At 67.3% G+C, this 21,447-nt stretch carries 19 protein-coding genes; 10 read left to right on the top strand and 9 right to left on the bottom strand.

Annotation, left to right across the window (positions count from 1 at the left end; translation table 11 throughout):
* Nucleotides 1-62 precede the first annotated feature (62 nt).
* Genes bcsZ through GDH07_RS11615 form a run of 6 tightly spaced genes read left to right on the top strand, consistent with a single transcriptional unit; the run spans nucleotide 63 to nucleotide 9,046 of the window.
* Complete coding sequence (gene bcsZ, locus GDH07_RS11640) at nucleotides 63-1,196, top strand: cellulose synthase complex periplasmic endoglucanase BcsZ (RefSeq protein ID WP_246195967.1); 1,134 nt, start codon at nucleotides 63-65, stop codon at nucleotides 1,194-1,196.
* Nucleotides 1,178-5,086 (top strand): cellulose biosynthesis protein BcsC, encoded by a 3,909-nt coding sequence (locus tag GDH07_RS11635; protein WP_152897617.1) that lies wholly within the window; start codon nucleotides 1,178-1,180, stop codon nucleotides 5,084-5,086. Before bcsZ ends, GDH07_RS11635 begins: the two co-directional genes overlap by 19 nt.
* 18 nt (nucleotides 5,087-5,104) lie before the next feature.
* Complete coding sequence (locus tag GDH07_RS11630; RefSeq protein WP_152897616.1) at nucleotides 5,105-5,791, top strand: SGNH/GDSL hydrolase family protein; 687 nt, start codon at nucleotides 5,105-5,107, stop codon at nucleotides 5,789-5,791.
* Nucleotides 5,788-6,462, top strand: a complete 675-nt coding sequence (locus tag GDH07_RS11625) for a cell division protein FtsQ (protein WP_152897615.1) — start codon at nucleotides 5,788-5,790, stop codon at nucleotides 6,460-6,462. Before GDH07_RS11630 ends, GDH07_RS11625 begins: the two co-directional genes overlap by 4 nt.
* A 17-nt stretch (nucleotides 6,463-6,479) precedes the next feature.
* Nucleotides 6,480-7,895: an MBOAT family O-acyltransferase gene (locus GDH07_RS11620; protein ID WP_152897614.1), complete on the top strand. Its 1,416-nt coding sequence runs from the start codon at nucleotides 6,480-6,482 to the stop codon at nucleotides 7,893-7,895.
* Nucleotides 7,895-9,046 carry an alginate O-acetyltransferase AlgX-related protein gene (locus tag GDH07_RS11615; RefSeq protein ID WP_152897613.1) on the top strand — a complete coding sequence of 384 codons (1,152 nt, stop codon included), beginning with the start codon at nucleotides 7,895-7,897 and terminating at the stop codon, nucleotides 9,044-9,046. The genes GDH07_RS11620 and GDH07_RS11615 overlap by 1 nt, the downstream gene beginning before the upstream one ends.
* Before the next feature lie 7 nt (nucleotides 9,047-9,053).
* Here the strand turns inward: GDH07_RS11615 and GDH07_RS11610 are convergent, their stop codons facing one another.
* The 6 genes from GDH07_RS11610 to GDH07_RS11585 form a co-directional block, all read right to left on the bottom strand.
* On the bottom strand, nucleotides 9,054-11,624 hold the full coding sequence (locus GDH07_RS11610) for a bifunctional diguanylate cyclase/phosphodiesterase (RefSeq protein ID WP_152897612.1): 2,571 nt from the start codon (nucleotides 11,622-11,624) through the stop codon (nucleotides 9,054-9,056).
* A gap of 216 nt (nucleotides 11,625-11,840) precedes the next feature.
* The gene (gene nudK / locus GDH07_RS11605; protein ID WP_152897611.1) at nucleotides 11,841-12,794 is read right to left on the bottom strand and encodes a GDP-mannose pyrophosphatase NudK; all 954 of its coding nucleotides are present in this window, start codon (nucleotides 12,792-12,794) and stop codon (nucleotides 11,841-11,843) included.
* Entirely contained in the window at nucleotides 12,791-13,777 is a 987-nt protein-coding gene (locus GDH07_RS11600) for an SMI1/KNR4 family protein (protein ID WP_152897610.1), read from the bottom strand. Before GDH07_RS11600 ends, nudK begins: the two co-directional genes overlap by 4 nt.
* Nucleotides 13,778-13,844: 67 nt before the next feature.
* Nucleotides 13,845-14,156, bottom strand: a complete 312-nt coding sequence (locus GDH07_RS11595; RefSeq protein WP_164485051.1) for an AzlD domain-containing protein — start codon at nucleotides 14,154-14,156, stop codon at nucleotides 13,845-13,847.
* Nucleotides 14,156-14,854, bottom strand: a complete 699-nt coding sequence (locus GDH07_RS11590) for an AzlC family ABC transporter permease (protein ID WP_022644076.1) — start codon at nucleotides 14,852-14,854, stop codon at nucleotides 14,156-14,158. Before GDH07_RS11590 ends, GDH07_RS11595 begins: the two co-directional genes overlap by 1 nt.
* An 83-nt stretch (nucleotides 14,855-14,937) precedes the next feature.
* The gene (locus tag GDH07_RS11585; protein WP_152897609.1) at nucleotides 14,938-15,555 is read right to left on the bottom strand and encodes a TetR/AcrR family transcriptional regulator; all 618 of its coding nucleotides are present in this window, start codon (nucleotides 15,553-15,555) and stop codon (nucleotides 14,938-14,940) included.
* A gap of 305 nt (nucleotides 15,556-15,860) precedes the next feature.
* Here GDH07_RS11585 and GDH07_RS11580 point away from each other — a divergent pair, with 305 nt between their 5' ends.
* Nucleotides 15,861-16,301, top strand: coding sequence for a hotdog fold domain-containing protein (locus GDH07_RS11580; RefSeq protein WP_022644074.1), 441 nt, complete (start codon nucleotides 15,861-15,863; stop codon nucleotides 16,299-16,301).
* A gap of 58 nt (nucleotides 16,302-16,359) precedes the next feature.
* Here the strand turns inward: GDH07_RS11580 and fabV are convergent, their stop codons facing one another.
* Together fabV and GDH07_RS11570 are read right to left on the bottom strand one after the other, a co-directional pair.
* The gene (gene fabV / locus GDH07_RS11575; protein ID WP_022644073.1) at nucleotides 16,360-17,556 is read right to left on the bottom strand and encodes an enoyl-ACP reductase FabV; all 1,197 of its coding nucleotides are present in this window, start codon (nucleotides 17,554-17,556) and stop codon (nucleotides 16,360-16,362) included.
* Between the two features lie 211 nt (nucleotides 17,557-17,767).
* Nucleotides 17,768-18,799 (bottom strand): lysozyme inhibitor LprI family protein, encoded by a 1,032-nt coding sequence (locus GDH07_RS11570; protein WP_152897608.1) that lies wholly within the window; start codon nucleotides 18,797-18,799, stop codon nucleotides 17,768-17,770.
* A 186-nt stretch (nucleotides 18,800-18,985) separates the two neighbouring features.
* Here GDH07_RS11570 and GDH07_RS11565 point away from each other — a divergent pair, with 186 nt between their 5' ends.
* Genes GDH07_RS11565 through GDH07_RS11555 form a run of 3 tightly spaced genes read left to right on the top strand, consistent with a single transcriptional unit; the run spans nucleotide 18,986 to nucleotide 20,616 of the window.
* Complete coding sequence (locus GDH07_RS11565; RefSeq protein ID WP_152897607.1) at nucleotides 18,986-19,723, top strand: substrate-binding periplasmic protein; 738 nt, start codon at nucleotides 18,986-18,988, stop codon at nucleotides 19,721-19,723.
* Nucleotides 19,724-19,730: 7 nt separating this feature from the next.
* Nucleotides 19,731-20,324: a hypothetical protein gene (locus GDH07_RS11560; RefSeq protein ID WP_152897606.1), complete on the top strand. Its 594-nt coding sequence runs from the start codon at nucleotides 19,731-19,733 to the stop codon at nucleotides 20,322-20,324.
* 22 nt (nucleotides 20,325-20,346) lie between these two features.
* Nucleotides 20,347-20,616: a zinc ribbon-containing protein gene (locus GDH07_RS11555; protein ID WP_022644069.1), complete on the top strand. Its 270-nt coding sequence runs from the start codon at nucleotides 20,347-20,349 to the stop codon at nucleotides 20,614-20,616.
* Between the two features lie 15 nt (nucleotides 20,617-20,631).
* Here GDH07_RS11555 and otnI read toward each other — a convergent pair whose 3' ends face one another.
* Nucleotides 20,632-21,414, bottom strand: coding sequence for a 2-oxo-tetronate isomerase (gene otnI, locus GDH07_RS11550; protein WP_103324268.1), 783 nt, complete (start codon nucleotides 21,412-21,414; stop codon nucleotides 20,632-20,634).
* Nucleotides 21,415-21,447: the final 33 nt, after the last annotated feature.

The raw sequence follows: 21,447 nt of genomic DNA, 5'->3' as shown, positions 1-21,447 counted from the left end.
GGCAGGCGCGGGCCCTGGCTGCGCCGCACTTGGCCGTGGCCCTCGCGCTGGCCGTGCCGGGCATGGCCCAGGCCGACACCTGCCCGACCCGGACCTGGCCCCTGTGGCAGGACTACGCCCAGCGTTTTGTCCAGGCCGACGGGCGCATGCTCGGCTCCAGCATGGACCCCAACCAGAGCAGTTCCGAGGGGCAGTCCTACGGCATGTTCTTCGCCCTGGTGGCCAATGACCCCGAGAGCTTCGAACGCCTGTGGCGCTGGACCCGCGACAACCTGGCCGGCAGCGATCCGGCCCACAACCTGCCCGGCTGGCTGTGGGGCGCCAGGCCTGATGGCACCTGGGGCATCCTCGACCAGAACTCGGCCAGCGACGCCGACCTGTGGTTCGCCTTCGCCCTGCTGGAGGCCGATCGCCTGTGGCACAAGCCGGACTATCGCAACGCGGCCCGCCAACTGCTGGCCAATGTCGAGAAGACCCTGGTCAAGCCGATTCCCGGCCTGGGCCGGATGCTGCTGCCGGGGCCGGTGGGCTTCGAGCACCCGGACCAGCTGTGGCGCTTCAACGCCAGCTACCTGCCGCTGCCGCTGCTGCGGCGTTTCACCCGCGAAGGCCCCGGCGGCCCCTGGCGCGAAGTGGCCGAGAACACCCTGGCGATGGTCGCCGACAAGGACATGAACCGCTACGGTTTCGTCCCGGACTGGGTGGCCTACAGAGCCACCGACCTGGACCGGGGACTCTTCGTCGTCGACCCTTTCAGCAACCAGGTCGGCAGCTACGATGCGATCCGCGTCTATCTCTGGGCCGGCCTGACCCCAGCCAGCGATCCCCTGGCCGCAAAGCTGCTCCAGCACCTGGATGGCATGGCCCGCGCCACGGCCTCCAGTGGCACCCCGCCGGAGAAGGTCGAGGTCCTCAGCGGCCGTACCGAAGGCCTCGGACCCTACGGATTCTCCGCCGCCCTGGTGCCGTACTTTCGCGCCAAGGGCCAGCCGTTGCTGGCCGAGCAGCAGCAGCGCATCGTCGACCAGGCCATCGCCAACTACCGCGACCCGGCCAACCCGGCCCACCAGCAGCACCAGTACTACCACCTGATGCTCAGCCTGTTTTCCCTGGGCTTCAGCGAAAAACGCTACCACTTCAACCAGGACGGCACCCTCGGGCTGCCATGGGAGGCCGCATGCGCAAGCCAAGGCTAGTCCTGGCCACTTGGACCCTGCTGGGCTGCACCTGGGTCCTCGCCGACCAGGCCGGCGGCCCCGAGGCGCTGCTGATCCAGCAGGGTTACTACTGGCAGGCCAAGGAGCACCCCGAGCGGGCCGCCGAAGCCTGGAACAAGCTGCTCAACCTGGCTCCGGAACAACCCGACGCCCTGTACGGCCTGGGCCTGATCAGCCTGCAGCGCAAGCGCATGGCCGAGGCCCAGGCCTACCTGACCCGGCTGCAAGCGCTCACGCCGATGCCGCGCCAGGCCTTGCAACTGCAACAGGACATCGCCCTGAGCCCGCAATCCCAGCAGCAGTTGCTGGAACAAGCCCGCGAACTGAGCGATGCCGAGCAGCGTGACGAAGCCGTGCAGGTCTACCGCCAACTGCTGGGCGGACGCCAACCCCAGGGCCTGATCGCCCGCGAGTACTACAACACCCTGGGTTTCGCCAGCGGTGGCTGGCCCGCGGCTCGTGTCGGCCTGGAGCGTCTGCAGCGCGAACGCCCGGACGACTCGATCCTGGCCTTGTTCCTGGCCCTGCACCTGGCACGCAACCCGGACAGCCGGCCGGAAGGCATCCGGGCCCTGGCCCGGCTCTCGCACAACCCGGACATCGGCGGCAATGCCGACCAGACCTGGCGCTTCGCCTTGCAATGGCTCGGCCCGCCATCGCGGGACCAGGTATCGCTGTTCCGCCAATACCTGGAGGCCCACCCCGACGACCAGGAAATCCGCAACCTGATGAACAAGGGCATCGCCCAGGGTCGCAGCGGCTCCGGCTGGCGCCGCGACCCACAGGTGGCCCGGGGCCTCCAGGCCCTGGACAACGGCAACCTGGCCGGCGCCGAGCAAGCTTTCCAGGCGCGCCTGCTGGTGCAACCCAACGACTACGACGCCCTGGGCGGCATGGGCATCCTGCGCCAGCAACAGAAGCGCCTGGACGAAGCCCAGGACTACCTGCAACGGGCGACCCAGGCCCCCGGCGGCGGTCAATGGCGAAGCGCCCTGGAGGACGTGCGCTACTGGCGCCTGCTGGCCCGCGCCGAGCAAGAACAGCGGGCCGGGCGCTACACCGAGGCCCGGGCGGCCATCGACCAGGCCCTTGCTCGCAATCCCCTGGAACCGGCAGGCCCCACGGCCCTGGCCGGATTGCAGGCGCGCATGGGCCAGCGGCGCGAAGCCGAGGCCGGCTATCGCGAGGTCCTGGCCCGCAAGCCGGATTACCCCGATGCCCTGGGCGGCCTGGTCAACCTGTTGTCCCAGGCCGGGCGTGCCGAAGAAGCACTGCGCCTGATCGACGGCCTGGGCCCGGCGCAACAGGCGCGCCTGGCGCCCAGCGTGCACATTCGCGCCCTGCGTGCGACCCAGGTGGCCAAGCTGGCCGAACGCCGGGGCGACCTGGCGGGTGCCCGCAAGGCCTACCAGCAGGCCCTGGCCGACGATCCGGACAATGCCTGGACCCGCTTCGCCCTGGCCCGGGTCCTGCTGCGCAGCGGCCAGGCCCAGGCCGCCCGCGACCTGATGGAGCAGGCCCTCAAGCGCCAGCCCGGCCAGGCCGACGCGCTCTACGCCAGCACCCTGCTGTCGGCCGAACTGGGCGAATGGCGCAAGGCCCGGCGCAGCCTGGAACAGGTTCCGGCGGGCCGGCGCAGCGACGATATGAATGAACTGGACCTGGATATCCGCCTGCATATCCAGACCGAGCAGGCAGTGGACATGGCCCGCCGTGGCCAGCGCCAGGAAGCCTGGGCCCTGCTGGACGACAGCGCCCCGCTGACCCGCGACAAGCCCACCCGCGTGGCGGTGCTGGCCGCGGCCTACGCCGAAGCCGGCGATCCGCAGCACGGCATCGGCCTGATGCGCCAGTTGCTGGAACGCTCCCCCGCCACTGACGCCCAGTCGCAACTGCTGTATGCCGGGGTGCTGCTCAAGGCCGGCCAGGACGCCGAGGCTGGCGACATCCTGCGGCACTGGCAAGACCAGCCCATGGACGAGGACAGCCGCCAGCAGCATGCCGACCTGCTGTACCTGTACCGGGTCAGGCAGGCCGACGCGCTGCGCGAGCGCAACGACCTGGTGGCGGCCTACGACGTGCTCTCCCCGGCCCTGGCCGAACGCCCCGCCGCAGCCCCGGGCGTGACCTCCCTGGCGCAGATGTACGCCGCCAGTGGCAACCCGGAAAAAGCCCGCCAGCTCTACGCCCCATTACTCCAGGGCGACCCGCGCAACGCCCGCCTGCACCTGGGCCTGGCGGATATCGCACTCAAGGGCCGGGACCGTGGCACCGCGGAAAAATCCGTCGCCAGGGCCCTGGAGCTGGAACCCGAGGATCCCCAGGTGCTGACCCAGGGCGCGCGGATCTACCGTCGCCTGGGCAACAGCGCCGAAGCCAGCAGGCTGCTGCGCAAGGCGGTGGCCATCGAGGACAGCCAACGAACCGAGCGCCTGGTGCTGCGTCCCGCCGCCCGGCCCAGGCCGTTCAATCCCTTCGTCGGCCTGCCCGGCCAACGCCGCGAGGCCACTACCCTGGCCAGTGCCGAGCTGGTGCCGCCAGCGGTGCCCCAGGGCCGGCGCAGGCACCCAGGGCCCGACTCGGGGTTCCCGCCGCTGGTGGATCCGGGACAAGGCCGGGGCGTGGCCGACAGCGCCGGCCAGGTCGATCCCTATGCCCGGGACGATGATACCCAGGGACCAGAACCGGCCTGGGCCGACAGCCCGAGCCCGGCGCGCCGTGAGCTTGATCAACTGGCCGCCGAAAGCACCGGCTACGCGGTGCAGGGCCTGACGGTACGGGCCAACAACAGCGAGAAGGGCCTGGGCCGGTTGCTGGATATCGAGGCGCCCTTCGAGCTTTCCCTGCCCCTGGACGACAGCAGTGCCAGCCTGGCCTTGCGGGTGACTCCGGTGACCCTGTACGCCGGCAGCCCCAAGGGCGACGCGGCGGCCCGCTTCGGTACCAGCACCCTGGCTCCGGTGGGTTCGCAAAAAGACAGCGGGGTTGGCTTCGCCCTTGCCTACCAGGACCGCGACCTGGGCCTTAAGGCCGATGCCGGAGTCAGCCCCCTGGGGTTCACCTACAGCACGGCGATCGGCGGGATCAGCCTGAACCGGCCGTTCGCGGCCGACCCGGACTATCGCTACGGCGTGAGCCTGTCACGGCGCCCGGTGATCGACAGCCTGACCTCCTTCGCCGGCTCGCGCGACCCGCGCAGCGGCAAGCGCTGGGGCGGTGTCACCGCCAACGGCGTGCGCGGCGAACTGAGCTACGACGACCAGCGCATGGGCGCCTATGGCTATGCCTCGGCCCACAAGCTGCTGGGCAACAACGTCGAGTCCAACGATCGCCTGGAACTGGGCAGCGGCATCTACTGGTACCTGCAGAACGCCGAGGACCGCATCCTCACCCTGGGCTTGAGCGGATCGGCCCTGCGCTACGGGGAAAACCAGGGTTTCTACACCTACGGCCACGGTGGCTACTTCAGCCCGCAGACCTTCTTCGCCCTCGGCGTACCGGTCAGTTGGGCCCAGCGTACCGAACGCTTCACCTACCGGTTGCGCGGTTCACTGGGGGTCCAGCACATCGGCCAGGATGGTGCGCCGATCTTCCCCGGGCACCGGGACCTGCAGGGCAACGCCGATGCCGTCGGGCTGTCGCGCTACTCCGGCAGCAGCAAGACCGGCCTGGGCTACAGCCTCAACGCCGCCGGCGAGTACAAGTTCGGCTCGCGGTTCTTCCTGGGCGCCAGCCTGGGCCTGGACAACGCCAGCGACTACCGCCAGTTCGCCGCAGGCCTGTACCTGCGATACACCTTCGAGGACATGACCGGGCCAATGAGCCTGCCGGTCAGTCCGTTCGGCTCCCCCTATTCGAATTCCTATTGATTCAACGAGGCATGATCGATGGCATCTTCCGTATTGGCTGGACTGACCCTGCTGGTGATCGGTGAAAGCCACATGAGTTTTCCCGATTCGCTGATGAATCCCCTGTATGACGAGCTGACCCGCCAGGGCGCCCAGGTGCATGCCATCGGCGCCTGTGGCGCCAACGCCGAGGACTGGATGGTTCCCAAGCTCAAGCTGGACTGCGGCGCGACCCGCGACCCGGGCGGCAAGATCGTGATCCACACCCGCGGGACCATGGACACCCAACCGATCAAGGAGGTGATCGCCAAGGACCGGCCGGACCTGGTGGTGCTGATCATTGGCGACACCCTGGCGTCCTACAAGAGCACGCCGTTTCCCAAGGTCTGGGCCTACCAGAGCGTCACCGCCCTGACCCGGCAGATAGCCGCCAGCGGCGCCAAATGCGTGTGGGTCGGCCCGGCCTGGGGCAAGGCCAACGGCGGCGATATCCATGAAAACCAGTACAGCAAGAACCAGGTGCGTACGCAGTTGGTGGCCGCCACCCTGGCCAACATGGTCGCGCCCTGCACCTACATCGACTCCACCCGTTTCTCCAAGCCGGGCCAGTGGGTCACCTCCGACGGCCAGCACTTCACCATCGCCGGCTACAAGGCCTGGGCCAATGCCATAGGCGGGGCCATGAGCCAGCTGCCGGCCCAGGCGGTCAAGGGGAACCAGCCATGAACCCTTCGCTGCGCTGTTGCGTTGCCCTGGCGGCGCTGTTCCTGGGCCTGGATGCCAGCGCCGGACCGATCGCCCTGTACCCCACCGGCCCGGCCCGGGACTCGGCCTACCTGCGCCTGGTCAACGTCGCCGACACGCCGTTGACACTGACCCCCGAGGGTACGGGCACGGCCCTGGTACTGAGCGCCGCCGAACCGGTCAGCGCCTTTATCGCGGTGCCGGGCGGCCAGCCGCTCAAGGGCCTGCTCAGCCGTGACGGCCAGCAATCTGCGCTGGAGATCGAAGTGGCGGCCGGGGACTTCACCACAGTGTTCGCCCTGGCGGCTGGCCAGGGTATCCGCCAACTGGCGATCAACGAGACCTTCGAGCTGCCCAATCAACTCAAGGCCTCGCTGGCGCTGTTCAATGCCGACCCAAGCTGCCTGGCGCCCCGGATCAACCTGGCCGGGCGCGACCTGGACCTGTTCCAGAAGGCCGCCCCGGGCAACCCCCGGCGCCAGGAACTCAACCCCCGTGGCGAACTGGCGGTACAGCTCAACTGCGATGGCCGGGACAGCGGCCCGGTGGTGCAGTTGGGCGCCCTGCAGGCCGGCCAGCGCTACAGCCTGCTATTGCTGCCCTCCACCGCCGGACCGAGGCTGCTGGCGGTCACCGACAGCTCGGCCCACTGAGCGGATAAGCGCCAATCATGGTCTTCGCCTCGCTCGAGTTCCTGACCCTGTTCCTGCCGGCGTTCCTGCTGGTCTACGCCCTGGCCCGGCCAGCCTGGCGCAACCTGGTGCTGCTGGTCGGCAGTTGGCTGTTCTATGGCTGGCTGAGCCCGTTGTTCCTGTTGCTGCACATGGCCTTGACGGTGCTGGCCTGGGGCGGCGGCCTGCTGCTGGCGCACACTGACGACGGCTCGCGACGGCGCCTGCGACTGCTGGCGGCGCTGATCCTGATCAACACCCTGGTGCTGTGCTGGTACAAGTACGCCAACATCCTCGCCGCCACCTTCAACCAGTTACTCAGCCACTACGGCGCGCTGCCCATGGAGTGGCAGAAGGTGGCGCTGCCGGCGGGCTTGTCGTTCATCGTGCTGCAGGCCATTTCCTACCTGGTGGACGTCCATCGCCATGTGGTGCCGGTGGAACGCAGCCTGGTCAACTACGCCACCTACCTCTCGATGTTCGGCCACTCCATCGCGGGCCCGATCATCCGCTACGACTGGGTACGCCGGGAGCTTGCGCAGCGCTACTTCACCGCGCAGAACTTCGCCCTGGGCGCCCGGCGCTTCATGATCGGCCTGTGCATGAAGGTACTGGTGGCCGACACCCTGTCGCCCCTGGTGGACCTGGCCTTCCACCTCGATCGGCCGTCCTTCGTCGACGCCTGGATCGGCTGCCTGGCCTATTCGCTGCAACTGTTCTTCGACTTCGCCGGCTACAGCGCCATGGCCATCGGCCTGGGGCTGATGCTGGGTTTCCACTTCCCGGAGAACTTCAACCGCCCGTACCTGGCCTACAGCATCCAGGACTTCTGGCGGCGCTGGCACCTGTCGCTGTCCAGTTGGCTGCGCGACTACCTGTACATAGCCCTGGGCGGCAACCGCAAGGGTACCTGGAAGACCTACCGCAACCTGTTCCTGACCATGGCCATCGCCGGCCTGTGGCACGGCGGCGACAGCTGGAACTACCTGCTCTGGGGATCGGCCCATGGCGTGGCGCTCTGCGTCGATCGCGCCTGGTCGCGCTCGCGGTTGCCTAGCCTGCCGCGCTGGACCAGCCACTGCGCGACGCTGCTGTTCGTCTGCCTGGCCTGGACGCTGTTCCGCGCACCGGACTTCGCCAGCGCCCTGGACATGTACGCCGGCCAGTTCGGCCGGCACGGCCTGGCCCTGGGCGACGCCCTGGCCGCGACACTGCGGCCGGCCCACGGCGTGGCGGCCCTGCTGGGCCTGGCCGGCATCCTCGCGCCGCTGGTGCAACCACATGTGCATGCCCGATACGCCGACCGCAGGTGGTTCCTGCTGGCGGCCGCCCTTTGGCCCGTGGCCGGCTTCCTGCTGGCGATCAGCCTGATCGCCAGCCGCGATGCCGTGCCCTTCCTGTACTTCCAATTCTGATGAAGCAGCCAGCCGCCTCGTCCTCCATCGCCCCTGTCGCGCCCAGTGCCCTGGACCTGCGAGCCAGCCCATTGGCCGGCTGGGTCCTGGCCCTGTTCCTGACCGCCGGATTGTTCTCCTGCCTGTGGCTGATGTTAAAGGGGCCGGTCAGTTTCCTCCCCCAGCACGTGGACCGCGACATGCTGCTGCACGGCGAACTCACCCGGCGCTTCGCCAAGCAATTGCAGGAGGCGCCCCTGGCCCGCCAAGCGGCCGAGCTGGAACGCGGCGGCAGCTGGCTGCTGCTCGGCGACCTCGGGCCCCGGGTACGCCAGGGCTGCCCCGGCTGGTTGTTCCTCAGCGACGAATTGCGTTTGTACCCCAATGCCCAGGCCAATGCCGCGAGCAAGGTCCGGGGCGTGCTCGAACTGCAAAGGCGCCTGCAAGAACGCGGCATCGAGCTGCTGGTGGCGGTGGTTCCGGACAAGAGCCGCATCGCCGCCGACCAGCTTTGCGGCCTGCCCCGGGCGCCGGCCCTGCAAATGCGTACCCGCGCCTGGCTCGACCGGCTGCGGCAGGCCGGCGTCCGGACCCTGGACCTGACCCCTGCCCTGGCGCCCCTGGGCAGCGACGCCTTCCTGCGGACCGACACCCACTGGAGCGAGAGCGGCGCCCAGGCCGCTGCCCAAGCCATCGCCCAAACGGTGCGCGCCATGCCGGTGCAACCGACACCGGCGGCGGCCTTCGTTCTCGAACAGACAGCCCCTGCCCCGCAACCCGGGGACCTGGTGCGGCTGGCGGGCATCGACTGGCTGCCACAACGCCTGCAACCACCCCGACAGTGGGTTGCCGCCAGCCGGATCAGCCAGAGCCAGGCCACCCCGAGCGCGGCCGAGCAAAGCCTGGATGACCTGCTGGGGGACGCCAACCTCCCCAACAGCGTGCTGATCGGCACCTCGTTTTCTCGTCACTCGAACTTTGCCGGGTTCCTCCAGCTCGCCCTCGGCGCGCCCCTGGGCAACTTCGCCAAGGACGGCGGCGAGTTCGCCGGGGCCGCCAATGCCTACTTCGCCAGCCCGGCGTTCAAGCAGACACCGCCGCGGCTGATCGTCTGGGAAATCCCCGAGCGCGACCTGCAGGCGCCTGCCGCACAGCAGTTGCAACTGCCGTAGCGCGCCGTCAATGGGCCGGGTCGACGCTGGCCGGCAGCCCGGCGAAGAGGTCCAGCAGGTTCTGGTTCAAGAGCGGCCCGGCCAGGTAGAGCCCCTGCACTTCATCGCAGCCGATATCGCGCAGGGCCTGGAACTGTTGCTGGTCCTGCACGCCTTCGGCGACCACCCGCAACGACAAGGCGTGGCCCAGGTCGACGATCGCCTGGACGATCGACCGCCCGGCAGCGTTGCCCGCCAGGCCCGCGACGAAGCTGCGGTCGATCTTCAAGCCATCCAGGGGCAGGCTCTGCAGATGCTGCAAGGCCCAGTAGCCGGTGCCGAAATCATCCATCAACAGGCCCACGCCCAAGGTCTTGAGCCCACGCATGATGTCCAGCACCTGGCGCCGGTCGTCCAGCAGCAGCTTGTCGCTCAGTTCCAGTTCCAGGCGCCCCGCAGCCAGGCCGCTGTGCTCCAGCGCCGCCTTGACCCGCGCCACCAGCCTGGCCCGCTGGAATTCCGCGGACGACACCTTGACCGCCACCGGCAGCTCTTGCGGCCAGTCCAGCGCCGCCTGGCAGGCCGCCTGCAACACCCAGTTGCTCAGCGGCAGGATCAGTCCGCTGTCTTCGGCGATGGGTACGAACACTTCCGGCCCCAGCAGCCCGTGCCGGGGATGGGCCCAGCGCACCAATGCCTCGGCGCCCACCAGCCGATGGTCCGCCAGGCGGTAGCGCGGCAGGAACTGCAGCTGCAACTGGCCCTGGTCGATGGCTTGGCGCAAGTCCTGCTCCAGGCGCCGGCGCTCGATGATCCGCGCGTTCATCTGCGCCGCATAGAAACGCCAGGTGCTGCGCCCGGCGGCCTTGGCCTCGTAGAGGGCGATATCGGCCAGGCGCAGCAATTCATCGGCCTGGGTGGCATCCGCCGGGGCCCGGGCGATGCCGATGCTGGCGCTGATGAACACTTCGTGGCCGGCCACGTAGAACGGCGCCTCGATATGCTCGATCACCCGCCGGCACAGGCCCTCGATCTCCACCTGGGCCACATGCCCCGGCACCACCAGCACGAACTCGTCGCCACCGACCCGGGCCACCAGGTCCTCGCTGCGCAGGCAACGACTCAGGCGCCGGGACACCTCGTGCAGCACCTGGTCGCCGGCGCCATGGCCCAGCAGGTCGTTCACCGGCTTGAAGCGATCGAGGTCGACGCTGAGCATCAGCAGCGGCTCCTGCAAGGATGGCGACACCAACAGCTTGCCCTCGAGGAACTCTTGCATCCGCGCCCGGTTGGCCAGCCCGGTGAGGGTGTCGTGCTGGGACAGGTATTCGATGCGCCGGCGGGCCGCGACTTCCTCGGTGATGTCGCTGGCGGTGCCGCGAAACCCGCCTTCGGCCAAGGCGCGCAACGACAGGCGGCAGATCCGCGGCTGCCGGCTGCCGTCCAGGTAGGTGCATTGCAGCACCGTCCGCGCGGACTGTCCGGGTGCCGCCAGCCATTGCGACAGCGACCCCTGCTCGCTGCTGAGCAAGGTATCCAGGGGTTGGCCCAGGGTCGCATCGCGGGACAACCCGGTGACCGTCTGGAAACGCTCGGACAGGTAGGTCAGGCGCAGTTGCCCATCGACTTCCCAGATCCAGTCGGAGGCCGCCTCGGCCACATCGCGAAAGCGCGCCTCGCTGGCCGCCAGGGCCGCGCGACCGGCCTGCAGCTCGTGCATCTGCCGGTCCATGACTTGGGCTGCCAGGGCGGTCCGGCGCAGCAGGAACATTGCCAGCAATCCCACCAGCAGCCCGACCAGCAACAACAGCGGCATCACCACCACCAGCAACTGATGGCCGGGGCGGGCCGGCTGCCACTGCAAGAACCCGGCGGCGTCGGGCAAGGCCAGCCGGGGCTGGTTCCCAGGGAGCGCGGCGCCGGCCACCCGCAGTTGCTCGATCTCCAGCCCACGGCCCATGGCCAACAAGCGCGGCGGGTTGAGCCGGGCAACGAACACCAGCACCGACTGCGGCCCGTTGTCGGCGCGAACCTGGGGATCGCCGCCAGTGCCCAGCACATCGGCGGCCACCAGGGCCGGCGTACCACCGATGGACAGGTAGCGGCTGACCGGATGCCCGGCCGGGGTCTGGCGCGCCTGGGCCACCAACGGCGCGAGTTGCGCCCCCAGCCAGTCGCCGGCGTCCATCGCGGCCAGCTGGCCGGCCACCAGGGCATAGCGGGTGGTGCCGGCAGGGCCGATCACGAAGACGCCGTCGAAGCCCAGGTCGCGATACAGGCTGGAGCCGAAGTTCTGCCGGGTGAAGGCCCAGTCGATATCCACCGTCAGGTGCAGGTTCCGGTAGGCATCGCCCCACAACGCGTAGTCCTTGATGGTGGTGCGGGTGTTACTGGCCAGGGTTTGCAGGGCCTTGTCGATATCCTGGCGGTTGTGTTGCTCGGCGCTGCGGTTCTGCTCCAGGGCGATGAACACCAGGAGCGCCGTGGTGAACAGGAACAGCGCCAGCAACAGCCCGCAGCAGCTGAGCAAGGTGACCCGGGTCAACGCCTGGTTGGAGGGGCTGAACCCTTGGGGCAGAACAGGACCGTGGTTTTCCATAGTGCTCCAGGTGCCATGACGACAGATCGACCGGCGCGTCCCTGCGGCTCCCGCGCGGCGTTCGACGAAGCTCCCGCTTGCCTATAGACGATAGACAGTATTTTTCCGCGGGGCTGGCAGGCGCCGCGCCCCTGGCGTTGCACGAATGGACAGAGGCCGGCGGCACGCCCGGGCGAACCCGGGCGCCGCTGGCGCGATGGAGGGGCAGCCGGGGGCTCAGTTGCGCTCGACGGCGAGCACCGGCAACTGTTCGACCCCGTGGTAGATGGCCAGGCCCTGGCGTCGGGCCTGCTCGAGCATGGCGTCGCAGCCGGTCGATGGTCCGCCGATCCGCAATACCGCGTCGCAGCGCTGCAACAGGCGTTCGGCGTAGGCATGGAACCGCGCTTGGTAGATTTCATCGCCCACTGCCGTGGAGCCGGCCAGGCGCGTCATGGGCAGGGCCACCCACTCCCCCAGCAGCGGAAAATGCCCGGCGGCCAGCACCTGCGCCGCACACTGCTCCATGGCCTCGACGTTGCGCGCCAGCAGCGCCGGGTCGTCACCGGTGCCGGAACGGTAAGGGCCGGCCACCAGCACCATCAGGCTGCGGGGCTTGAGCACATGCAATTGCAAGTACTGCAGGAGCATGATGGTCTTGCCGTCGGCGATTTCCCCGCTGTGGATCATGCCCAGGGCCTGGTCGATATCCAGTTCCAGGACCTCGATGTCCTCGCCTTCGTGCTCCAGGCCGCCGCCATCGTCGATCCGGTCCTCGGCCTGATAGCGGGCGATGAAGAAATGCACGCGCTCGGTCACCGAGCCGGGGCTCATGAAGGCGTCGAAGACCTTCTGCACCTCGCCGACCCGGTAGCCGGTTTCCTCCTCGGCTTCCTGGCGGATGCGCACCTCGGGGCTGGCGTTGTCCAGCAGCCCGGCGGCGGTCTCGATCAGATAGCCGTCGTGATCGTTGACATAGGCCGGCATGCGGAACTGCCGGGTCAGCAGCACCGTGCGCCGCTCCAGGTTGTACAGCAAGATGGTGGCGCCGTTGCCACGGTCATAGACCTCGCGGGTCTGGGCCTGCCAACTGCCGTCGCGGCGGCGCAGCTCGAAGCTGTATTTCTTCAGCACATACCAGTTGTCGGAGAGGGTCTGCTCGCCGGTGATGCGGATCGAGGCCTCGCTCATGGTTGCTCCTGGAGATCAAGGGGGGTGGCGGGAAAGCCAGCCAGCTGCGCGAGCAGGTGCTGGCGGTATTCGGCGCTGAAGGCAAAACCACCACCGACCTGGAGCAACTGGCCGCCGGCCATCCTTGCCCGCCACCAGTCGTTGATGAAGTCAGGGGCGTAGCCACCGCTGCCGAAGCCCTTGGCGAAGGCGATCATCTCGCGGTAGTCCTGCAGGTACTGCTGCTTGCCGATGACCCCGTGGCGTTCCTGGTACAGCCAGAACTGCAGGTCGTACAGCAGTTGCGACAACGGGTCGGCATGCAGGGCGAAGTAGCGCTTGTCCTGGACGATGCCCAGGGCGATGTGGCGGATGCGCGGGCCCAGGTCCGGCACCTGGGCGAAGTGTTCCAGCAGCTCGGCCAGCATCGGCGAGAACTCGGCGTTGGCCACCTTGTCCAGGTCATCCAGGTAGTCCTGCTCGGAGGTGTCGTAGACCTCCCAAGACACCAGGCCACGGACGAAGGTCTCGAAGTCCGGGGCCAGGACGGTCACCTCGTAGTCGCCCTCCTGGTCCACGTGCACCACTCGCGGCTCACCTTGCGGCCCGCACTCGCTGTAGTCCAGGGCCACCATGTCGTGCCCGGCGGACGGGCAGTCGCAGATGTAGATCCCCAGGTCCGGATAGCCCCAGTCCTCGATCATGAAACGGCTGCCGGAGGGTCCGCCCAGACTGTCGCCACCCTCGCGGGAGATGGCCAGGAACGAGTCGATCGCACAATGATCCTCGGCCCAGGAGGTGCCCTGCTCCACCGGGAAACAGGTGAGCTCGGGCCGCCCGCCATTGCGCAGGCGCATGAAGGCCACATAGGAATCGGGGAAGCGGTAGCCCAGTTCCTCTTGCAGTTCGGCGATCAGCTGGTCGCTGGGAGGTGGCAGGCGCTTGGCGGGATCATCCTGGCCCCAGAACTGGTCCAGGTCGATGTCATGGGGAAATTCGCTCATCCAGTGCTTCCGTTGCGGTTGGTGGGCCGCCTGGGCCCAAAGGTGCCCAGGCTACCGCAATCGGCCGCTACAGCCACCAGCGCAAGAGAAAAAAGAAACCCATGCTCAACAGCATGCTGAGCAAGGTGTTGCGGGTGTAGATCACCAGCACGATGGCCACCAGGGAGCTGAGCAGGTAGGGATTGTCCAGCCGCAGGTTCAACTGGTGCTCGGGCATGAACACGATCGGCCCGCAGATCGCGGTGAGCATGCCCGGCACGGCGAAACCGAGGAACTGCCGCGCATTGCTGCTCAGGCGCAGCGGCAGGCGCGGTTCGAGGAACACGTAGCGGTTGAGGAAGACCAGCAGGCCCATGCCGAAAATCACTGCCCAGACCATCATGCGCGCCCCCGATACAGCTTGTTGCAGACAAAACCCGCGGTCATGCCCGCCAGGCCCGAAATCACCAGGGCCGAGCCCCACTGCCAGTAGCTCAACAGCACCGAGCAGAACAACGACACCGCGACGCAGACCACGGTCGGTACATTGCGCACCAGGGGGGTGATCAAGGCGATGAAGGTGGCGGCGATGGAGAAGTCCAGCCCCAGGTGCTCAAGCCCCGGAATGCTCTTGCCGAGCACGATGCCCAGCAGGGTGAACAGGTTCCAGGCCACGTAGAAGGTCAGGCCCACGCCCAGGGCATACCAGCGGTCGAACTGCTGCTTGTCGTGGGCGCTGGTGAGGGCGAACAGCTCGTCGGTGAGCAGAAAGCCCAGGCCCAGGCGCCAGCGCCCCGGCAACGGCGCGATCACCGACCGCATGCTCATGCCATACAGCAGGTGCTGGGAGGTGAGCAGCAAGGTGGTCAGCAGGATCGAGAAGATCCCCGCCCCGCCCTTGAGCATGCCGATGGCCACCAGCTGCGCGGCACCGGCGAACACGATGCCCGACAGGCCCTGGGCCTGCAACGGCGAAAGATTGGCCTCGATGGCCATGGAGCCGGCCAGCAAGCCCCAGGGCGCGGTGGCCAGGGACAGGGGCACGATGGCAATGGCGCCGCGGATGAAGGCGGCGCGCGGTAGAAGAACGCTGGACATGGAACCCCGCACGCAAATGATGGACCCGGACTGTGCCAGCCGCTGCCGGTCCTGGCTTGAACAATCTTGCGCACTTGCGCCTGCTACAGGCTGGCGATGGAGCGCCAGGCCGCGGCGGCCAAGTGCTCGCGGTACTCGCGGGGACGCCCCTGGACCCGCCCGGACAACCAGGCCCGGCAATAGCTTTCGGCCTGGCCGATGATCAACGACGGTAGCAGTTCGGCCGGGATGGCCGGCAAAGCGTCCGACGCCGAACGCGCCTTGAGCCACTCCAGCAAGCTGCGGTTGCGCGTGCGGTTGCGCTCGGCCAACTCCTCACTGAAGGGCCCACGGGTCACGGCAAAGCGTGCATGGAACTGGAACCGCGCCCACTCCGGCTGGGCGTCGACCCAATCCACATAGCTGTGCACCAGGGCCTGGACGCCCTGCTCCAGGGTCTGCGCCTGGGCCAGGTAGCTGTCGCGCAATTGCGCCTGGTCGTCCAGGGCGGTGAAGAACAACGCGGCGACCAGGCCTTCCTTGTTAGTGAAATGGTGATAGATGGCGCCGACGCTGGTCTCGCATTCGGCACGAATCATCTCGATGGTGGTGGCCTCCAGGCCCAGCCGGTTGAAGCAGCCCAGGGCCTGCTGGAGGATGTTGCGCTTGAGTTCGGCGCGGCGGCCCGGGTAGCAGCGTTCCAGCAGATCGGTATCCGGCATGGGGGATCTGGCTCCTTGCAGGGTCAATGGATGGGGCAGGCACGAGCCTAACAGGCCGTTTAAAAACTACCTGCGTTGCCATCGCTGCGTTGAAAACAAGCTGGTGCGCGCCCGGTCAAAGTGCTCATTTAGCACTCGTAAATTGCGCTTTTTCGCCTGTTTTGCCTTGCGCTGACTGCCTCGCCGACGTTTTTCAACGGCCTGCCAAGGCCCATAGCTTGACAGGTTTTCTTTTTACCGAATATTGTTCTTTTACAGAATATTATTCTGTAAACCCTGCTCCCCTACCACAGCGAGGCATTTCCATGAGCCAGGTTCTCAGCATGTTCAACGCCGCCGGGGCGGAAAAATTCACCCAGATGGCCTGCCAGATGGCGCCCTACTTCTCCAGCATCACGCCCTTGATCGATGAGTTGCAGGCTGGCCACTGTCAGGTGCGGGTACCGTTTCGCCGGGAAATCACCAACCACCTGGGTACGGTGCACGCCATCGCCCTGTGCAATGCCGCCGAACTGGCGGCCGGGGTCATGACCGATGTGTCGATTCCCGCCGGTGCGCGGTGGATTCCCAAGGGCATGACCGTGGCCTACCTGGCCAAGGCCAAGGGCGATATCCGGGCAGTGGCCGACGGCAGCGCGGTGGACTGGTCCAGCGCCGGGGACAAGGTGGTGGCGGTGACGGCCTTCGATGACCAGGAGCAAGCGGTGTTCACCGCGCAGATCACCATGAACGTGAAGCTGGCCTGAGCCATGAACGACAACGCCCCTCACGATGGAGGGGCGTTGGGTCACGCGGGCAGTGCGGTTACAGCTGGACCAGCTTGTCGATCTTCACGTCCGGATCGACATCGGCTTCGTAGTCGACACCGTCGATCTCGAAACCGAACAGGCGCAGGAACTCCTGCTTGTAGCCGGCGAAGTCGGTCAGCTGGTACAGGTTGTCGCTGGTGACTTCGTCCCACAGCTGCTTCACACGGTCCTGGACCTCAGGTTGCAGCTCCTTGTAGTCGGCGCGCAGGCGGCCTTCTTCGTCGATGATCGGGTTCGGGTTGTACAGGCTGTCCTTGTACAGGCCGTAGACCTGCTCGATGCAACCTTCGTGGCTGCCCTGCTCCTTCATCACCTTGAACAGCAGCGACAGGTACAGCGGCATGATCGGGATCGCCGAGCTGGCCTGGGTCACCACGGCCTTGAGCACCGATACCCGGGCATCGCCGCCCAGGTCCGAGAGTTCCTTGCGAATGCCGATGACCTTCTGGTCCAGGTCCTTCTTGGCTTCGCCGATGGAGCCGTTCCAGTAGATGTCGTGGGTCAGCTTCTCGCCCAGGTAGGTGAAGGCGGTGGTCTTGGCGCCTTCGGCCAGGACGCCGGCTTCGTGCAGGGCATCGATCCACATCTGCCAGTCTTCGCCACCCATGACCGCCACGGTGCCGTCGATCTCTTCCTGGGTCGCAGGCTGCAGGGTGGTTTCCTTGACGATTTCCTTGTCGGTGTCGACACCGCGCAGGGTCACGGACTTGCCCAGGGGCTTGAGGGTCGAGCTCAGCACTTCACCGGTCTTGGGGTGGGTGCGGCGCGGGGCGGCCAGGCTGTAGACCACCAGGTCGATCTTGCCCAGGTCGCGCTTGATGGTCTCGATGGTTTCGGCCTTGACCGCATCGGAGAAGGCGTCGCCGTTGATGCTCTTGGCGTACAGGCCCTTTTCTTCGGCGAACTTGTGGAACGCCGCGCTGTTGTACCAGCCGGCGGTGCCCAGCTTGCCGTCGACGCTGCCGCGCTCGAAGAACACGCCCAGGGTATTGGCGCCACAGCCGAAGGCTGCAGTGATCCGCGCAGCCAGGCCGTAGCCGGTGGAAGCGCCGAGGACCAGTACGTTCTTCGGCCCTGCGTCGATGGCGCCCTGCTGGGTGACGTAATCGATCTGTTGCTTGACGTTGGCCTCACAGCCGACCGGGTGGGTCGTCACACAGATAAAGCCGCGAACGCGGGGTTTGATGACCATACAGATTCTCCCAATTTCAAATGTGCCAGGCGCCGATGACGGCGGCGGCAGTGTCACTTGCACAAGTCGTAGACGCTCTCGCGGGCTTCGCGTCACCAACCGCTGGAATTTGTCCGCCAGGACCGGGTGTCCCCGCCTGCCAGGGGCGAGACTCTAGCAGTTGCGCGAGCAGGCTTCAGCATCCCCGCGCGTAAATTCCAGGGCGCCGGGTTCAGGGCATCATGTCCAGCGCCAGACGCTTGCCCTTGGTGCGTTCTTCGTACCACGCCTGCACCACGTCCGGCAGGCTGTGCTTCCACTCCGGCACGTTGCTGTAGTAGCGCACCCGTACCTCGTCCGCAGGCCCCTGCACCACCAGCATGGCGGTCCACAGCTGGCCCTGCGGCCCACGCAGGAAGATCGCGGCATTGGTGTTCGCCACCCCGCGCAGCCACATCTGGGTGACCTGGGCGTCTGGCAGCTCGGCCGAATGCTGCTCGATGAACACAGAGCCGCTATCGAGCAGGGTCTGGTAGTCCGCGCCCAGCAGTTGGCGGGCCTGGCGATCTTCCTCCTCGGTATGCACCAGCGCCGTGCTCAGCAGATCGTAATGCGGTTTCAGTTCACGCTTGGAGGCCACGTAGCGGCCACTGTAGTTCACCCCGCTACCCGCCCCGCAGGCATAGGACTCGCCTTCCTGGTCCACCTCCAGCAGGCCATCGCGGGCGCGAAAAACCAGACTGCAACCCTCCACCGCATAGTGCGCCTCATTGCCCCGGATCCGCGCCTCGCCCTGCAAGGCCCCGGAGTTGGCGCCGCCCATGCCGGAGATCTCGAAATCCAGGCGGTCCTGGGCCAGGCGGCGAATGAACAGCTCACCGGCGAAGTAAGGGCTGGTGGACACCCGCTGCCAGGTGCCCTGCCAGGCGAACGGCACATTCACAAAGGGCAGCTCCAGCAGGCGACTCTGGTAGGTGCCGCGCAGGCAGGCCAGGTTGGCCTGGCAGTCATCGCGCTCCTTGAGCCACTGGCGTTGGGCCTGGCGCAGGGCCTTGGGCTCCCTGGACTGGGCCAGGGCCGTGGTCCAGGCGCTGGCCAGTTGGCTATCCAGTTGCAAGGTGTAGGAATCGGCGCAAATCGCCTTTTCGCTGGCGGTGGCGGCCTTGGCGCAAGCCAGGCCCGCAGCCTGGGCGGTCGGGGCACAGGCCAGGGCCAGGCACAACAGCCCTGCGGCCCGCAGGGAGGTGAACGAGGATCGGGGCATCGGTTAGCGTCCATGGTGCAAATGGCGCGCAGCATACTCCTGGGGCACGAGCGCTGGCGACGCTGGCGTGCAGGCTTGTCCCCGGCGCCCCGGCAGATGGCGCGAGAGCTGGAAATACCTGGGATTTTCTGCGACAGCCCGCATCCTCGCGTACTAAGCTCTGCTCTTTTGTGCTCAAGGTGTGCGATGAACTGGGTGCTGGGAGCCATGCTGTCCCTGTTGAGCCTTGCGGCCAGCGCAGAGCCGCTGCGCATGCTGACCGACAACCACCCACCGCTGCACTTCCAGCAGGGCGAGCACATGGCAGGTTTCGGCGTCGATGTGGTGCAGGCCCTGGCGCAACGCAGCGGCGACCCTGTCCAGATCCAGCAACGGCCGATGCTGCGGGCCCTGCGCGATGCCAGCGAGGAAGCCGATACTGCGGTGTTCACCATCCTGCGCACCGCCGAGCGCGAAACCCACTACCAGTGGGTCGGGCCTTTGATGCAGACCGAGACCGCGCTCTACAGCCGCAGCAGCGACACCATGCCAGTGGCCGACCTGCAGCAGACCCAGGGCCAGATCGCCGTGCCGCGCAAGTGGCTGGTCTACAGCTTCCTCCGGCAACAGGGCCTGACCAACCTGTGGGGCGTGGACAGCCCGGAAATCATGATGCGCCTGTTGCAGATCGGCCGCGTGCAGTACGTGGTCGCCGACACCATGAGCGTCGGCACCTTCGCCGCCGAGCAAGGCATGGGGCTGGAACAGCTGCGCTACCAGATCCCGCTGATGCACCAGGATGCCTATATCGCCTTCTCGCCCAAGGTCGACCCGGCTCAGGTCGCCCGCTGGCAGCAGGCCCTTGAGGCGATGGAGCGCGATGGCAGCTTGCAACGGCTCAAGCAGCGCTGGAAGATCGACCGCCCACGCACATCGACCGATTGAACCGAGCATGACCGGCCTCTATCAGTACCACCCCATGCCCCACCAACTGGCACTGGCCTGCCCCCAATGCGCAGGCCAGGCCGACTTCGAATTCCTGGTGGCGGTGAGTATCGAGCGCAAGGTCGACGTGCCCTGGTTCCAGGCCCATCCGTTGCTGGAATACTGGCGCCCCCAAGACAGCTGCGGCCACTACCGCCACTACGCCCTGTACTATCCCGGCCTGCATGGCGACCCGTTGCAGAGCCTGGGACCGCTGCCCGAGGGCTATCGCGCCGAGCAATGGCGACAACCGCGCCACGGCTACCGCCAGCACAGCCTGGACCATGGATCAGTCAGTTGCCCGCACTGCGATTACCAGGCCAGGCATGTACTGAACTGGCCAACCGAGGCTTATTACGGCGTGCCATACAGGGGCCAGTTGCTGTGGGCCTACCACCGGGAGTCGGCCCTGGCCCTGCACGATTACCTGCTGTCTACCCGGCGCGATCCGGGGGGGTATCCCTGGCAGCACTTCTTGCGACATATCCCTTCGCCGTTCAAGAGCTGCAAGGCCCGGGAACCGCTGACCCGCCTGCTCAAACGGCTGCTGAACCACGCCTGAGTACCCTGCCAAGGAACCATCGATGCCCACCTTCACCCCTGCCCGCGCCCTTCACCGCCTGAACTGCACCGGCTGCGGCTGGACACTGGCGATCCTCGGGCAGCACGAACAGCCCCTGCAAAAGTGCCCCTGGTGCGGCTGCAACGAGTTCAGCGCAGAACAGCCCGCCCGCAGCGGCGCCGGGCAAGTGCTGGAGTGCCCGCGCCACGGCCCGGTGGTGGTGCAGGTCCTGGACGCGAACATCCACAGCGATGACTTCCTGGACAACCTGTACTGCCCCTTCTGCCCCTAGCCCGGGGCCATCGCATCAACGCGCCTGCCAGTCCCGCAGCCATTGCAGGCCGGCGCTGGTGTCGCCCCGGGGCCGGTACTCGCAACCGACCCAGCCGGCGTAACCCAGCTCATCCAGCCACTGGAACAGGTAGGGGTAATGCAACTCGCCCTGATCCGGTTCATGGCGCTCCGGCACCCCGGCGACCTGGATATGGCCGATGCCCGCCAGGTCGCGGCGCAGCTTGGTGGCCACGTCACCCTCGACGATCTGGCAGTGGTAGCAGTCGAACTGCACCTTGAGGTTGTCGGCCCCTACTTCGCGGCAGATGGCCTGGGCCTGGTCCTGGCGGGTGAGGAAGAACCCCGGCATGTCCCGGGTGTTGATCGGCTCCACCAGTACCGTGATACCCACCTCGGCGGCCCGGGCGCAGGCATGGGCCAGGTTCTCCAGGTAGACCCCATGGTGCCGGGCCCGCTCGCCTTCGTCGGCCAGCAATCCGGCCATCACATGGATGCGTGCATTACCCAGCACCGCGGCGTACTCCAGGGCCCGGGCGAACCCTGCGCGAAACTCCTGCTCGCGTCCGGGCAGCGAGGCCGTGCCACGCTCTCCCGCCGCCCAGTCCCCCGGTGGTGCGTTGAACAGCACCTGCTGCAGGCCATGGTCGTCCAGGCGCTGCCTGAGTTCCTCAGGGCGATGCTCATAGGGAAACAGGTATTCCACGCCGGCAAAGCCATCGGCGGCAGCTGCGGCGAAGCGATCGAGAAAGGCGTGTTGCGGGTAGAGCATGCTGAGGTTGGCGGCGAAGCGAGGCATGGCGACTCCAGGGACCCGAGAGCGGACGACAAT

Origin of the sequence: Pseudomonas piscis (assembly GCF_009380155.1) — a bacterium.
Classification (GTDB): domain Bacteria; phylum Pseudomonadota; class Gammaproteobacteria; order Pseudomonadales; family Pseudomonadaceae; genus Aquipseudomonas; species Aquipseudomonas piscis.
This window is presented reverse-complemented; position numbering and strand designations above follow the sequence as displayed.